13 protein-coding genes and 1 riboswitch are annotated in these 16,071 nt (G+C 42.8%); of the genes, 6 read left to right on the top strand and 7 right to left on the bottom strand.

Annotated elements, in window-relative coordinates:
• Positions 1–115 precede the first annotated feature (115 nt).
• On the bottom strand, positions 116–886 hold the full coding sequence (locus P8596_RS08690; RefSeq protein ID WP_224520422.1) for a SurA N-terminal domain-containing protein: 771 nt from the start codon (positions 884–886) through the stop codon (positions 116–118).
• Positions 887–2,086: 1,200 nt separating this feature from the next.
• Positions 2,087–2,266, top strand: a riboswitch (cobalamin riboswitch).
• Positions 2,267–2,411: 145 nt separating this feature from the next.
• Here P8596_RS08690 and P8596_RS08695 point away from each other — a divergent pair.
• Complete coding sequence (locus P8596_RS08695; protein ID WP_279726607.1) at positions 2,412–4,649, top strand: ribonucleoside-diphosphate reductase subunit alpha; 2,238 nt, start codon at positions 2,412–2,414, stop codon at positions 4,647–4,649.
• Between the two features lie 15 nt (positions 4,650–4,664).
• Complete coding sequence (locus tag P8596_RS08700; RefSeq protein WP_279726608.1) at positions 4,665–5,702, top strand: ribonucleotide-diphosphate reductase subunit beta; 1,038 nt, start codon at positions 4,665–4,667, stop codon at positions 5,700–5,702.
• Between the two features lie 42 nt (positions 5,703–5,744).
• Here the strand turns inward: P8596_RS08700 and P8596_RS08705 are convergent, their stop codons facing one another.
• Both P8596_RS08705 and P8596_RS08710 read right to left on the bottom strand, forming a co-directional pair.
• On the bottom strand, positions 5,745–7,211 hold the full coding sequence (locus P8596_RS08705) for an aldehyde dehydrogenase family protein (protein ID WP_279726609.1): 1,467 nt from the start codon (positions 7,209–7,211) through the stop codon (positions 5,745–5,747).
• A 23-nt stretch (positions 7,212–7,234) separates the two neighbouring features.
• Positions 7,235–7,972, bottom strand: coding sequence for an SDR family oxidoreductase (locus P8596_RS08710; protein WP_279726610.1), 738 nt, complete (start codon positions 7,970–7,972; stop codon positions 7,235–7,237).
• A 211-nt stretch (positions 7,973–8,183) separates the two neighbouring features.
• Here P8596_RS08710 and P8596_RS08715 point away from each other — a divergent pair, with 211 nt between their 5' ends.
• Positions 8,184–8,486 carry a DUF3243 domain-containing protein gene (locus P8596_RS08715; protein WP_371928756.1) on the top strand — a complete coding sequence of 101 codons (303 nt, stop codon included), beginning with the start codon at positions 8,184–8,186 and terminating at the stop codon, positions 8,484–8,486.
• 39 nt (positions 8,487–8,525) lie between these two features.
• Here P8596_RS08715 and P8596_RS08720 read toward each other — a convergent pair whose 3' ends face one another.
• From P8596_RS08720 to kynA, 3 genes are all read right to left on the bottom strand, one after another.
• Positions 8,526–8,969 carry an SACOL1771 family peroxiredoxin gene (locus tag P8596_RS08720; protein ID WP_034763564.1) on the bottom strand — a complete coding sequence of 148 codons (444 nt, stop codon included), beginning with the start codon at positions 8,967–8,969 and terminating at the stop codon, positions 8,526–8,528.
• Between the two features lie 105 nt (positions 8,970–9,074).
• Positions 9,075–9,275, bottom strand: a complete 201-nt coding sequence (locus tag P8596_RS08725; RefSeq protein ID WP_034763568.1) for a cold-shock protein — start codon at positions 9,273–9,275, stop codon at positions 9,075–9,077.
• Between the two features lie 243 nt (positions 9,276–9,518).
• Positions 9,519–10,358, bottom strand: a complete 840-nt coding sequence (kynA, locus tag P8596_RS08730) for a tryptophan 2,3-dioxygenase (protein WP_224520417.1) — start codon at positions 10,356–10,358, stop codon at positions 9,519–9,521.
• 257 nt (positions 10,359–10,615) lie between these two features.
• Here kynA and P8596_RS08735 point away from each other — a divergent pair, with 257 nt between their 5' ends.
• A complete protein-coding gene (locus P8596_RS08735) occupies positions 10,616–11,428 on the top strand; it encodes a YihY/virulence factor BrkB family protein (RefSeq protein WP_279726611.1) in 813 nt (270 codons plus the stop codon).
• Positions 11,429–11,465: 37 nt separating this feature from the next.
• Here P8596_RS08735 and P8596_RS08740 read toward each other — a convergent pair whose 3' ends face one another.
• Positions 11,466–12,857: a peptide MFS transporter gene (locus P8596_RS08740; RefSeq protein ID WP_224520415.1), complete on the bottom strand. Its 1,392-nt coding sequence runs from the start codon at positions 12,855–12,857 to the stop codon at positions 11,466–11,468.
• A gap of 418 nt (positions 12,858–13,275) precedes the next feature.
• Here P8596_RS08740 and P8596_RS08745 point away from each other — a divergent pair, with 418 nt between their 5' ends.
• Both P8596_RS08745 and P8596_RS08750 read left to right on the top strand, forming a co-directional pair.
• Positions 13,276–14,331 carry a M42 family metallopeptidase gene (locus tag P8596_RS08745; RefSeq protein WP_279726612.1) on the top strand — a complete coding sequence of 352 codons (1,056 nt, stop codon included), beginning with the start codon at positions 13,276–13,278 and terminating at the stop codon, positions 14,329–14,331.
• Positions 14,332–14,517: 186 nt separating this feature from the next.
• On the top strand, positions 14,518–15,993 hold the full coding sequence (locus P8596_RS08750) for a UDP-N-acetylmuramoyl-L-alanyl-D-glutamate--2,6-diaminopimelate ligase (RefSeq protein WP_224520413.1): 1,476 nt from the start codon (positions 14,518–14,520) through the stop codon (positions 15,991–15,993).
• Positions 15,994–16,071 lie beyond the last annotated feature (78 nt).

The raw sequence follows: 16,071 nt of genomic DNA on the forward strand, positions 1-16,071 counted from the left end.
CATCCTCCTTTAAATGATAGGTTCTTATACCATACCCCCGGCACAGGGAGAAAAACCTCCTATGGAAGATAGAAAAAAAGAAAGCCGCCATAAGAAGGCGGCTTTCTGACTTGTGTTAGATTTTTACATCAATTTTAGCGTTTTTCTTTAAATCTTCAACATGTTGAACAAGCTTTTCTTGCTTCTTCTGTTGTTCCAGCTGAGTCTTGATCTGTGGTTTTACATCTTCAAACTTCGGAGCATCCTTTGCTTGGTCCTGTCCTTGTTGACTTGCATATTGATCATAAAACTTCTTCATTTCATCTTCTGTTACTTCGTCGACTTTGATTTCTTTTTCAACGTAGTTGGTGTACTTAATATTTTCAGCAATCTGAGTTTTCAGCTCATCCATGGTAAATCCGGCTTTCTTCATGGCATCTTCGAATTGCTTTTCATCTTTATATTGCTTTTTCACTTCGTCGAGTTGCTTATTGATTTCATCATCCGTCGCTTTATAGCCTTTTTCCTCGGCCTGTTGCATAAGGAGTGTTTGACCGACTATGCTGTCGATGGTTTGATCTTTGATTTTTTTAACAGCATCTTTACTTGTCGGGTCCTGTCCCATTTGTTGATACTGCATCTGTGATTGAGTCAACACATTGTTGAAATCTTCACCTTTGATTTTTTCGTCGTTGACGATGGCGACGATCTTATCTTTTTCCACCTTTTGTTCATCCATTTTCTTTTGCATTTCTTCCATCTTTTTCGCTTGCTCTTCTTGAGCCTTTTTGTCAGAAGCCTCTGTTTTTGGTTTATCGTCAGCTTTTTGGCTCTCCTCATTCGAACCGCAAGCGGCTAATCCAATTGTTAATAATCCTACTAGTAAAGTCGTTAATAGTTTCTTCATAATAGACTCCTTTCAGAACTAAGGTGTGATTCTAAAAAAAATCACTTAATGGGCATTGTAAATGAAAAACCTGCAAAAAGAAAGTATTTAGGTTAAAATATATTGATTGTAATCTGGATGAAACACAGAGTATAAAGCATATTCTCCTTCCGTACATTGATATATAGGGAATACAATTACTACTAAAGTGATAAAGCAGGAGGAATATTACATAGATACGTTCAAAAAAAGAGGTTGTTTAAATCGAGTCTTTCTCCATTTAAACAACCTATCAAAAATATTGGGGACCAAAGAATACTGTCAAACAACCTTCTATTTGGATTATAGAGATGGTCTTCATATCCCTCAACCCACATATATGTAAACGTAGACGGACTACTGTCCGTTTGGAAGCACTATTCCATCATCTTCTTTCCTTTTCAGGGAAAATAATAATTATAAGCATAATCCAGACTAATTGTAGATAAGGTTTCGAAAATTTGAATTAGCGAGTAGTAGTTGATTTCCGCTGCAGGTGCTCGCTTTCCGCGGGGCGTGAGTTGAGCCTCCTCGGGCTTTTGCCCTGCGGGGTCTCAAGATCCAGCTACGGTGGCTAGCCCCTCGAGGTCATAAGCTAAATGGTCCAAGAAGTCACAAGGACGCCTTCTTAGCCCATTCATCTTATGCTTGTCGGGGCTGAGCAAGCCACCTCCGCTTTTCAAGCTTTCCCGCTATTCCCGTCGGAGTCGAGCACCTTCCGCTCCAATCAATACATTAAGATGGTCTTTTACCTTTTGTAATAATTGTATACCCCTTCAAATCCATTCAAAAGCGAAAACCACTGATTAATAAGAGAAATATATGCTATTTATTGTAGTAGGGTTTCGAAAATTTTTGAGCTCTGTCTCCAATAGCTTAAATAGAGGGTGAGGGGAACTGCGTAGACTCCTACGGAAAAACGGGCGTGTCGAGACCCCGGAAGCGAACTGTGCTGAGGAGGCTCGACCGAACGTCCGTGGAAAGCGAAGCAGTTCCCCTCACCCTAAAGCTCATCCTCGTTGACAGAGCTACAGAACTTAGTAATTGACTAATTTACACCAATCTCTGCGGAGAGAGCAAAAATAAAAATGAAAAGATTACTTGTAAATCTATTTTGAATCATATATGATAGTTAAGGACACAACATTTGGTGTCTGTTTTTATTTTAATAACTATATATTGATTATAACCTGTAAATAAGGTGTCTGATGAGACTTAAAAGGGAATCCGGTGAGAATCCGGAGCTGTCCCCGCAACTGTATGTGCTGACGAAATAAGGAACTGCCACTGTCGTATCGATGGGAAGGCCTTAGAGTAGGGTGAAGCGCGAGTCAGGAGACCTGCCTTATTTAACACGTGTTATCTTCTTCGGGAATTGGGAGGATAAAGCGAGGATTACAATAGGCGTCAGGTCTATTTATATCTCCGTATTGTTTAAAGCCCGTCCTTCCTGAAGGATGGGCTTTTTTTGACTCCTTCCCACATTAAGAAACGGGAGGAATGAATCATGACATTCACAATGGTAAAACAAAAAGAAGTGGAAGGGATTCTCCACAGCCTTAGCAGACAGTTTCCCAACCTGGATTTCACAGATTTCGATAAGAAAATCACCATGTATGCAAATCAGCAGGAGGAATGGACCAGTGAACAGCTTCATCATTTCATGATCCTGACAGCGATCGAACGTATCACCGCACTCGAACCGGATTGGACCTATGTGGCTGCATCCTTGTACATCAAGGATTTATATGAGGGCATATCATTTTCAAGGGGTAAATCAGAAGAGAATCTATCCGGCTCATTTTATGAAATGGTCAAAGAATTAACTGAAGCTCACCTTTATTCCCCGTCACTACTGGATTCATATAGCAAGGAAGAAGTGGATTACTTAGGTTCCATTCTGGATTTCGACAGGGATCAACTATTTACTTACATAGGGATCGTTACGCTGGCTGAGAGGTATTTAACAAAGTCCCATAATGGAAAAGTGCTGGAGCTTCCTCAAGAGCGATTTATGGTCATCAGTATGACGTTATGCATGAATGAGGAAAAGGAAAAAAGAATGTCATTGATTGAAGAAGCGTATTGGGCACTATCCAATCTGTATATGACCGTGGCAACCCCTACTTTTGCAAATGCAGGAAAAAGCCATGGCCAGCTATCCAGCTGTTTCATTGATACGGTTGAGGATGACTTAAGGAGCATTTATGACAGTAATACTGACGTTTCCACTCTTAGCAAGAATGGAGGGGGCCTTGGAATTTATTTAGGGAAGGTCCGCAGCAGGGGAAGTGATATAAAGGGCTTTAAAGGAGTGAGCTCCGGGGTCATACCGTGGATGAAACAACTGAATAATACGGCGGTATCCGTCGATCAACTGGGTCAGCGCCAAGGGGCGATCGCCGTTTATTTGGATGTATGGCATAAAGATATCTTCCCATTTTTGGATACGCGGTTGAACAATGGGGACGAAAGGCAGAGGACCCATGATCTTTTCACGGGAGTCTCCTTACCGGATCTGTTTATGGAACAGGTGGAGAAGAGGGAAGAGTGGTATTTATTCGACCCTCATGAAGTGAAAGGAGTCATGGGCTTTTCCCTTGAAGACTTCTATGACGAAACATCCGGTGCTGGTACTTTTCGTGAGAAGTACTGGGAATGTGTCGCTCACCCCACCCTTTCTCGGGAAGTGGTGCCTGCCATTGAAATCTTCAAGCGCATCATGATTTCTCAGCTCGAAACGGGGACTCCGTATATGTTTTACCGTGATACCGTTAACCGTATGAATGCCAATCCACATAAAGGGATGATCTATTGCAGTAACCTGTGTACCGAAATCGCTCAGAATATGAGTGCGACTGTGATGGAAGAAGAGGTGATACAAGATGGGAAGATCGTCACATATAAGTCTCCGGGAGATTATGTCGTTTGCAATCTCGCGTCCATTTCTTTAGCCAAGACCATCCTGGATGATGAGCTTGAGAGAGTGGTGGCGATAGGCGTAAGACTGCTGGATAATGTGATTGACTTAAATGACCTTCCCGTCCTGCAGGCCCAGATCACCAATCAGCGGTACAGGGGGATCGGATTAGGGACATTCGGATGGCATCATCTCCTTGCCCTGAAGGGATTGAAGTGGGAAAGCAGTCAGGCGGTGGACTATTGTGATTCCCTTTATGAAGAGATTGCTTATTACACGATAAACGCAAGCCATGAACTGGCAAAAGAAAAAGGAAGCTATCCTTATTTCGAGGATTCGGACTGGGCGACGGGAGAATATTTTCTGAAGCGGGACTATTCAAGTGAAAGATGGATTGAATTGAAGGATGGGATTAAAGACAAAGGGATCCGCAATGGGTACTTAATGGCGGTAGCCCCCAATTCCTCAACCTCGATCATTGCGGGGTCCTCTGCGAGCATCGATCCGATATTCAGGCTCCAGTATTCAGAAGAAAAGAAAGATTACAAGATTCCAGTGACCGCTCCCGATCTGTCTCCGCATACGACCTGGTATTACAAGACCGCTTATCAAGTGGATCAACATTGGAGTGTGGAACAGAACGAAAAGAGGCAGAGACATATCGATCAGGGGATTTCATTTAATCTGTATGTGCGTAATGACATCAAGGCTAAAGATTTACTGGATCTTCACCTGGACGCATGGAAGTCCGGATTGAAAACCACTTATTATGTAAGGTCTACGTCCGTATCCAATTTTGAAGAATGCGAAAGCTGTCATAGCTAGGGAGGAAGAGGGAAAATGGAAGAATTGAAACAGCGGGTACTGATTGACTCAATGGCCCCAAATAAATCGACGGGTATCGTAAACGGGAAAAGTTCCAATATATTAAACTGGGATGATGTGCGGTTTCCCTGGGCCTACCCAAAATATAAAAGAATGCTAGGGAATTTCTGGACTCCATTTGAAATCAATATGGCTAAAGATATCAAGCAGTTCCCTACTTTGCCTGAGAACGAGCAGGAATCCTTTCTTAAGATCATAGGTCTCCTGGCGCTTCTTGACAGCGTTCAAACCGACTATGCGGGTAAAGTGGCAGATTATCTGACGGATTCGAGCCTAAACGCCTTGATGATCATCCTGGCACAGCAAGAAGTCGTGCATAACCATTCCTACAGCTATGTGTTATCGAGCATTGTGTCGAAAAGAGAGCAAAATGAAGTGTTTGACTTTTGGAAGAACGATCCCATTCTGTTAAAAAGGAATGAATTTATCACAAATGGCTATAAAGGATTTGTGGAATCACCGACTGTTCAGAATCTATTAAAGTCAATCATTTATGATGTCATCCTGGAAGGATTATTCTTCTATTCAGGTTTTGCTTTTTTCTATCATTTAGCAAGAAACCAAAAGATGGTCGCAACGAGCACGATGATCAATTATATCAATCGTGACGAACAGCTCCATGTCGGATTGTTTGAAAAGATATTTAAAGAAGTTTTGAATGAAAATCCCTCTTATGAGACGGAAGAGCTGCGTACGTTCGGGATGGAAACATTTAAACAGGCAGCGCTCCTCGAAATGGAATGGGGGAGGGAGATCATTGGATCCCATGTGGAAGGGCTTCTGATGAGTGATGTAGAGGATTATATTAAATTCATGGCCAATAAAAGATCGAAGCAATTAGGTTTTGACGAACCATTCGAGGGGTACAGAACGAATCCGCTCAAATGGATCATAGCGTATCAGGAAGTGGATAGGGGAAAGACCGATTTCTTTGAACAAAAATCGAGGCAATATACGAAAACATCGGATGCCAATGGATTTGATGAGCTATAAAGGAATCATAACAAAAAGCGAGTCGGCATGACTCGCTTTTTGTTATCTCTTTTCAATAAAAGGACCATAATCCCTTCTTTTATGTTGAACGGCCACCCATTTCACCGTCGTGAATTCTTCGAGTGCCCATTCCCCGTTGAAACGTCCGAGTCCTGAATCTTTCTCTCCGCCGAATGGCATATGGGGCTCGTCATTGACCGGTTCGTCATTGATATGAATCATCCCGGTTTCCACTTGATGAGCCACATTCGTCGCTCTCTCAATGGATGAAGAATGGACTGCTCCGCTTAAGCCATAAGGATGTTCGTTAGCTAGCCCTACAACTTCTTCTTCGGAATCGAATGGTATGATGGCTGCCACTGGTCCGAAAATTTCATTCTTTGCAATCGGCATTGAATTTGTCACATGGGTCAGAACGGTCGGATATAATAAGTTCTTTTCTGCATTTCCTCCTAGGGCCACTTCAGCCCCCATTTCCTTGCTGCTTTCAATATCTTTCAATATCCGGTCTACTTGATTTTGATCGATCAATGGACCGATTTGTGTCTTTTTGTCCGAGGGATCTCCAACATGTAATTCTTTTACCCTGGAAACGAAGGCATCCACAAATTTTTCATACATCCCTTTTTGAACCATAATCCGGTTGATGCTCATGCAAATTTGACCCTGGTGATAGAATTTACCGAAAAGGGCTGATTCAACAGCCTGATCGAGGTCTGCATCATCAAGTACGATAAAGACATTATTGCCACCGAGCTCTAAAGCCGTTTTCTTAAGATTTTTCCCTGCAAGTTCCCCGATGCGGCGTCCCACTTCCGTAGATCCTGTAAAGGAAATCAAGCGGGGGATGGGGTGGGTCACGATATCATCCCCGATTTCCGACCCTTTTCCTACTACAACATTAAGAAGTCCTTTGGGAAGTCCGGCTTCTTCAAATATACTTGCAAATAATAACCCGCCAGTCACAGGGGTATGTGTAGCCGGCTTAACGACAACCCCGTTTCCGGTAGCCAAAGCAGTCGCAATGGAGCGGACAGCCAGATGGAAGGGGAAATTCCATGGGCTGATGATGCCGACGACTCCAAGTGGTGCCCTGTATACCCTGTTTTCCTTACCGGGAACTTGGGAAGGCAGGATTTTCCCTTCCATCCTATAGGGATACGTTGCAGCTTCCTTCATGCTATTAATGGAGACGGTCACTTCCCCTGCAGCTTTCATATACGTACTGCCTGACTCCTTGATGAGCCATTCAATGATTAAATCCTTATTTTCTTCAACAACAGAGACCGCCTTTTCCATAATGGCTCTCTTGGTTTGAGGAAGCTCATTTGCCCAGGATTTTTGGGCTTCCTGTGCTGATTGATACGCTTTATCGAGATCTTCTTTACTGGCAGCTTTAATGGATCCGATTTCAGAATGATCAAAAGGATTCTGATTCGGTATTGTCTTTTCACTGTTTCCATTAAGCCATTCACCATTGATGAAAAGTTTATCAAATTGTGTATTCATAAAATCCATTTCCTCCTTGTTGTTTACATATCCTGCTGGGTAGGGCGTACAATGATTTCATTGACATCTACATGATCAGGCTGCTCCACGGCATAAGAAATCGCTTTGGCGATATTTTCACTGTCCAGTGGCTTCATATCCCGATCCTTGAAAGCGGCTAAAATATCTTCGTCTGTAATGGTCTCAGTCAGTTCTGTCGCAACTGCCCCGGGACAAATAATCGTTGTACGAATGTTATGTGATGCATTCATTTCCTGTCTCAAGCCTTCTGTAATCGCCCTGACAGCATATTTGGTTCCACTGTAGACAGAACTGCCAGGCATCACTTTATGTCCGGCTACAGATGAAATATTAATGATATGTCCTGACTTCTGATCTTCCATATAAGGAAGAACCGCGGATATCCCATAGAGTACCCCTTTTATATTGACGTCAACCATCTGATCCCATTCTTTGATTTTTCGTTTATTTATCAGTGAGAGGGGCATGAGGCCTGCATTATTGACCAATACATCAATCCGGCCGGCTTCTTCTACCGTTTTCTTCGCAAGTTGTTCCATTTCTTCGACGTTCGTCACGTCTGTGACGTGATAATATGCCGTTCCGCCCATTTGCTCTATTTCATTTTTCAATTCCTTCAATCGTTCTTCCCGTCTCGCTGCAAGCATCACCGTGATATCCTTTGACGCCAATTCCTTTGCCGTTGCCTGACCGATCCCACTGCTCGCTCCCGTAATGATCGCTACCTTCTTTGAACTCATACTCATTCATCCTCCTTAATAGTTGTTTAGCTTTATTACCTCCTTATTGTTTACACATTAAGTTCAGCAAATAAACAATACAGAGAGAGTCGAGTGTGTTTTTCCATATTAAAGAAAATAAATGTTTAGTAATTCCTTTGCTGGGAATATACATAGTAGATTAGTGAGAGGAGAGGTTGGCTGCATGGCAAATCATTCTACAGAAGAAAAGATGGAGTCGAAGGTAAGCAGTACGATGGATCGAATGTCCAATGATAAAAAAGAGGACATTCTTTCAAACTTTGATCATTTCAAAGAGTACTTAGGTAACAAGGTTTCCTTAGCAGATAAGCTGGGGATGAATGAAGAGCAGCAGGCAAAGGCAGCACAGAAGGTAGGGGACTATCTTGCAGCTCATGAAGAACCGAAAAACAGGGAAGAGAAGCTGTTGTATGAATTATGGAAAGCGGGAAATAAAGAAGAACAGCATATGCTTTCTCACATGCTCGTAAAACTTGTTCACGCAGAATCGTGAGCAAACAAAGAAGGGCATCCGTTCGGAAGCCCTTTTTTACTACATATGTATTTCTGGATCTACCTTCACCGATACATTCCCCTTGAGGGCACGGGTGATCATACATGACTGTTCAGCTTTCAGCATCAATTTCTTTGAAAGTGCGATGTCTTTTTCACTGGCAGCAGAACCGAGTGATAGGATCGGCCGATGAATGATTTCTTTATACGTGATGACCCCTTTTTCCACTTCTACAATCCCTTCAGATGTCATGGTTAAGTCTTTTTTCTCTATATGGCTTCTTTCCAGCATAGCAGCAAGCGTGATGATATAACATGTAGCTGCAGCTCCAAGGAGCATTTCATCAGGGTTTGTCCCGATTCCTGGACCGTCCATTTCAGGTGGGATCGAAATTTTCGTATGAAAATGTTCAGAGCTCAAGGTGCCTGTATCATTCCTGAGACCCGGCCATTCAGTAGAGATATGAAACGAGTGTTTTGCCATACATAGAATCCTCCCAGAAAACAAGTTAAGAATATTGTATACACATTGTGAATGGATGGCAAAGAAAAAAGACTCTACAGAGTAGAGTCTTTCGGTAAGCATAAATTATGCTTTAGTTACGTTAGCTGCTTGGTCTCCACGGTTTCCTTGAACGATTTCAAAAGAAACTTTTTGACCTTCTTCTAAAGTTTTGAATCCTTCGCCTTGAATAGCTGAGAAGTGTACGAACACGTCGTCTCCACCTTCGCGCTCGATGAATCCGAAACCTTTTTCTGCGTTAAACCATTTTACTGTACCTTCTAACATAATGTTACCTCCTCGTGTGTTCTCCACACAATGTATTACTATTCTTGCTCATGTAACTTCAAGGCGAAAAGCTTTAAAAACTTTGTCCATCCTTCCATTCCGAACAAAAATAATTCTATTACATATTATCAGGTAAATTTATTTATGGCAACCCTGAGGATTACCATAAATAAAAATAGGCTAAAAGAATGTGAATAGTACATGTATTCTGAAAACGTTTAAAAAGTATGTGTTAAAGCTGAATCAAAGGTTCGTGCGCACGTTCCAAAGCTCAGGGAAAAAGCGGTGGTCAAGCACTTTTTTTAAATACCCGACACCGCTGGAGCCACCGGTACCCATTTTATGACCGATGATTCTTTCGACTGTTTTCATATGGCGGAACCGCCATTGCTGAAGCCAATCCTCAATGTCGATTAATTTTTCAGCCAACTCATAAAGGTCCCAATACTGATCAGGATTTTTATAGACGGTTGTCCAGGCTTCGAGTACCGACTGGTCTTCACTGTAGGGTTTTGTATAATCACGATTCTTTACATCTTCATGAATTGGCAACCCTGCACCCGCCAAAGCAAGGATGGAAACATCATAAAGGGAAGGGGCCTCATAGGCTTCGGTAAGCTGGGCCAATAACTCGGGATCTTTTTTGTAAATTTTAAGAACATGGCTGGTTTTATATCCCAGGGCGAATTCAATCATCCTGTATTGATAGGATTGAAACCCGGAGGCTTGACCAAGGCTGTCCCTGAATTGGATATACTCTGATGGGGTGAGGGTCGATAACACGTCCCATGCATGGATGATCTGGGATTGTATCTTTGAAACCCTGGCAAGCATTTTAAATGCAGGGGACAGTTCGCCTTTTTGAATGGAGGCGATGCTTGCCCTGGTTTCATGCAGGATCAGTTTCATCCATAGTTCACTTACTTGATGAATGATGATGAACAACATTTCATCGTGGTGACCGGATAAACGCTTTTGACTATCCAATAATGTATCCAGTCCCAAATATTCACCATACGTCATTCTGTTAATAAAATCCGTATATACTTCTTCATTCCCCATGGAATCGTTCTTGTTAACCATAAAGATTCTCCCTTTCTTCTATGTAGATTCAGAGATGCAACTGATTGATCCCCTTTAATATATATTTCTTGAAGGGAACACGTAAATCCTCCTTCGGTTTTAAGGCCGGTATTTTATTAAGAACCTCCATTTAATATGGAATGGTCATTGAGGATGCGCCATGTGGTCCATGAATTCAGTAAAACGGTTCAAAGTGGATTGAATCGTATCTTAAAGGGGAAAATGATAGTATCTTTTCCTGCGTAGGAGTTAAAACCATGATGATCATACAACATATTAAGACGGTGACTGCTCGATTTTTCAAGGAACGCTTCTTCGATCATTCAGCGCAGTTGGCCTATTACTTATTGTTATCCATTTTTCCATTTTTGATTTTCGTGTTTTCATTAATCAGTTATCTGCCCATATCGGAGACCAATGTGCTGCTCTTGATCAAACCATTTGCCCCTGATAAATCATACGCCATCATCCAGGATAATATTGAACGCATTCTATATGACCAGAGAGGGGACGTCTTATCGGTTTCCATTTTCTTCACCTTCTGGCTTTCTTCGATGGCGGTCCAATCGATGGTCCGTTCGTTGAATCAGGCATATAGGATTGAAAGGAAGAAACCTTTTTTCATCGCATTGTTGTATGATCTTCTATTGACTGTCGGCTTCATGATCCTCATTTCGTTTTCCCTCATCGTACCGGTTGTCGAGGAGTATGTCCGGCATGCACGATTCACAGAAGGGAAAATTAACGGAGATTGGAGTCAGGCATGGGTGATCGGCAAATGGGGATTGAGCTCTGTCTTTATGTTCATCCTCTTTGTCTTTCTGTATATGGTCGTTCCAAGTAAAAGGATATCGCTTCACCATGTCATCCCTGGCGCATTGGTTGCGACATTCGGGTGGCAGGGAGTGTCGTGGCTGTATGGAACGTATGTGAAGTTGAATGATTATTCCCAATTTTACGGTCAGCTGGGGAGTGTCATTACGCTGGTGGTTTGGTTTTATATATCCTCAACAATCCTTCTGATCGGGGGCTTGTTGAACGGTAGTGTAGCGGAGAAAACATTGAAATAGAAATCGCCAGGCTATCGTGCCGGGCGATTTCTTGTTTTTATATATGATTTTCTTCCCTCATCATGATCACGAGTTTCTTGGAAATGGTCAGCAATACAAATCCCAAGATGATGGCGGCAGCGCCAATGACGGCGAATATTTCTAAATAACCCAGTGTTGCAGTGAGGGAAGCAAGTTGACCTGCAAGTAAGCTTGCCACCCCTATGGCAGCCATCCAAACCCCCATCAGGAGGGAGGCGATCTTTACAGGGGCGACTTTACTGACGAGAGATAAACCGACAGGGGAGAGAAATAATTCCCCCAGCGTATGAAGCAAATACGTAAAGACGATGAACAGGAGATTGGCTTTTACTGTGATGTTTTGTTCATCTGAACCGGTTTGCATGACCGCAGGTATGAGGACCATGAATCCCAGACCGAGTAGGATCATTCCGATTCCCATCTTTGTGGTCATATTTAAATCGCCTCTTTTTGATCGGGAAAGTCGTAACCAGACACTTGAAAGGATCGGTGCCAGGATGACGATGAATAATGGATTGACGGACTGGAACCAAGCAACGGGAATGGTATAACCAAACACGTCACGATCAATGAAATTTTTTGTGTAAAGAGTGAAAGAGCTCCCTGCCTGTTCAAATCCTGCCCAGAAAAATACGACAAAGCATGCAAGGATGAGAATGGCAGTGGTACGCTGCTTTTCCTTTTTGGTCAAAGGTACATTCCTGTCTTCATTGGCTTCTTCCGCCAACAGTTTATTTGGTTTCAACCCTACTTCCCCCAGGTATTTATTGTTTAACGTACTAAAGATGATCTGCCCGGTGATCATTCCGATGGAAGAGGCAAGGAATGCCCATTTGAATCCATAATGCATCGTTCCGTCCGTCATGGTCGTAAGGAACAGGTCCTCTGCAAGAAAACCTGCAATGAGGGGAGCGAATAATGCTCCCAGGTTGATTCCCATGTAAAAAATGGTAAAGGCGGCATCTTTTCGTTTATCGTTCCGTGGGTATAGCTCCCCTACGAGTGTGGAAATATTCGGTTTGAAAAAACCGTTCCCAAGAACGAGGAGGGCAAGTCCTGCATATAAGCCGATTTGGGAGTGGGTCAGGAAAATAGTGAAATCCCCACATGCCATGGTGATTCCACCAATGGTGATCGCTTTCCGCAGCCCGATATATCGATCCGTCAGCCATCCTCCTAATATAGGGGTAAAGTATACACTGCCGGTATAAATACCATAAATGGACAATGCTTTTGCGGGATCGACCCCCAAGCCACCGCTTACAAAGGCTGTCGTCAAGTACAGAACGAGGAGCGCCCTCATTCCATAGTAACTATACCGTTCCCATAGTTCTGTAAAGAATAACAGATAAAGACCTTTGGGATGTTTTTTACCTTGAGGTAAACGTTCTAATGTAGATGAGTTCACGTTATCACTCCTGTATTTTTAACATGTGATTAGGCCAGGCAGAAAAGGGAGATGAGTAAACTTTTTTCCAAATCCTTTCATAGTATCCCCGTTCTTTTCATAGGCATGTACAAAAAGGGCGGTGGAAAAATTGTTCACTGGGTGTTTGTATTGCGGTCATTCTAGTTTGACAGAAAACGAATTATACATGAAAGAAGAGTATGGAGAAGCAAAATGGAACGTTACGGGACAGAGAGTGGGAGGGGATATGGTCATGTATAGCTGTGATCAATGTGGTTTCCTTCACCCATTTATTAAGAAGAAACGAAAGAAGTTCGAAAGGGAAGGTATGAAGACGGGCATTCGATGGAATATTCGGTAAACAGCATTTGTAGTCGTGTTGCAGTTGGCGGTATAATATGGGAAGGGAGGGAGACAAATGAATACATATCCAGATGCGAAGAAAACCATTCAATTGATAAAGGAACTTGTGGAAATCCCAAGTCCTTCAGGAAACACGGATACAATCATGAATTTTGTTGAGGAATATTTCACCGACTTACAGGTGGAAATGAAAAGGAATCGAAAAGGTGCCCTCATCATCACCCTGCCTGGTGAAGATACATCGAGGCATCGCATGCTCACGGCACATGTCGATGCATTAGGTGCCATGGTCAAGGAAATCAAAAGTGATGGACGTCTACGGTTATCCATGATTGGTGGATTCAGATGGAATGCGGTGGAAGGGGAGTACTGCAGGATAGAAACATCTACAGGCAAATCCTACAGTGGAACGATCCTCATGCATCAAACCTCTGTCCATGTCTACAAAAATGCAGGCGAAGCAAAACGGGACGAAACGAATATAGAAGTTCGGATCGACGAAAAAGTACGGAATGCTAAAGATGTAAGAGAGTTGGGAATAGAGGTTGGGGATTTCGTTTCATTCGATCCCCGTGCTGAAATCACGGAAAGCGGGTTCATAAAATCCCGTCACCTGGATGATAAAGCAAGTGTAGGGATGCTTATGCAGTTGATACGCCATATTCAATCCGAAGGAATCACGCTTCCATATACGACCCATTTTCTGATTTCAAATAATGAAGAAATCGGTTATGGAGGAAATTCGAATATTCCTGACGAAACGATTGAATATCTGGCAGTCGATATGGGTGCGATCGGTGACGGTCAATCCACGGATGAGTTTACCGTGTCGATTTGTGCGAAGGATTCAAGCGGACCTTATCACTATGGTCTGCGCAAGCATTTAGTCTCATTGGCTGAAGAGAATGGGATTGAATATAAAGTGGATATTTATCCTTACTATGGATCAGATGCCTCCGCTGCCATACGGGCAGGGTTTGATATTGTCCATGGATTGATAGGGGCAGGGATTGATGCGTCTCATGCATACGAACGCACACATGAATCCTCCATTCTTCACACGGAAAATTTGCTTTGGCATTATGTTCGATCCAGGATGGTCATTGAATGAACAAGCAGCCTTCCATCATCTTCTTATAGGTGATGGAAGGCTTTTTTTGTTTGGGGTAAATGTAAACCGGGTATGGTGACATTTGTGTGATGAAAATTTGTTTTGATTTTAGGAGGTATTTCTCTTATCAAAGCTTAGATGTTAAGATAAAATAAAAACACTATTAACTTAAAACGAGGTAAAAGAATGATTACATATAATCTGTTAGAAAGCATTAAATTAAAAACGGTATACGGTGAACTTCCTTCTGAGATAACGGACATTCACGTCGATTCCAGGAAAGTGACAGAAGGCACCATGTTTGTATGTACGAGAGGTTATACAGTGGATGGGCATGATTTCGCTGCAATGGCCGTTGAAAAAGGTGCGACCTTAATCGTGGCTGAAAAGCAGCTTGATATTGATTTAAGTAAGGCGGCATTAGTCGTAGTAAAGGATACTTTCAAAGCTTTGGCTCAATTATCGAATAAATACTATGATTATCCTTCTCAGAAACTTACCGTTTTCGGTGTGACGGGCACAAATGGAAAGACCACGGTCAGTAACCTGATCCATTCCATCCTAAAACGAGCTGGTCAGAGTTCTGCATTATCCGGAACGATCGGGTTTAATCTGAATGGGGAATTGCTTCCCAGTGAAAATACGACATGCGATAATTTAACGAATCAACAGATGATGCAAAGTGCACTGGACCGTAAGATTGAAAACTTCACCCTGGAGGTATCCTCTCACGGACTGGCACTCGGCAGGTTATGGGGAATCGACTTTGATGTGGTCGCATTTACAAACCTAAGTCATGATCACTTGGATTATCATGGGACGATGGAGCATTACGGATATGCGAAAGGTCTCTTATTCTCCCAGTTGGGGCAGGACCTTCAAGATCCAAAGTATGTCATCCTGAATGCGGATGATGAATGGTACCACCGATACAGCTACATGACTCCACATGAAGTCATCAGTTACGGGCTTGACGCTCATGCAGACTTCAAGGCGGTGGATATTGAATATTTCAATGATATGACGAGGTTCACGTTGAATTCACCCCAAGGAAGCTTTGATGTCGAGATGAAGCTCTTAGGGAAATTCAATGTCTATAATGTACTGACTGCCATGGCATGTCTGTACGCAAGGGGCATGGAAATCACAAGACTTGTGGAAATCATCCGTGACCTGCCTCCGGTGAATGGGCGAATGGAAAAGGTGGACATCAAGGCACCGCTTTCTGTGTACATCGATTACGCCCATACACCTGATGCGATTGAAAATGCCATTCAGTCCGTCCTTCCTTTCAAGGAGAATAAAATTATCTTCCTGGTAGGTACAGGAGGAAATCGTGATAAGACAAAACGTCCGACAATGGCAGAAAAAGCATCACTCGCAGACTACGTCATCCTGACCACCGATGATCCAAGGTATGAAGAATACGACAGTATCTTGAACGATCTGGAAAAAGGCATGCAGCATGAACATTATGCCCTCATAGGGGATCGTGCTGAAGCCGTTAAACATGCCATCGAGGTAAGTGAACCGGGAGATATCATCATCTTCGCAGGAAAAGGGCATGAGGATTATCAAATCATCGAGAATACAAAATATCCCCACAGCGATAAAGAGATTGCTGCGGAAGAAAGCAAACTCAAATACGGGATATCTGAATAATCCCGACTATGGAACAGACCAATGCAACAATTATTGGTCTGTTTTTTTTGTGGATGAGGATAGACGGAATTCACAATC

Origin of the sequence: Rossellomorea sp. DA94 (assembly GCF_029834455.1) — a bacterium.
Taxonomy (GTDB): domain Bacteria; phylum Bacillota; class Bacilli; order Bacillales; family Bacillaceae_B; genus Rossellomorea; species Rossellomorea vietnamensis.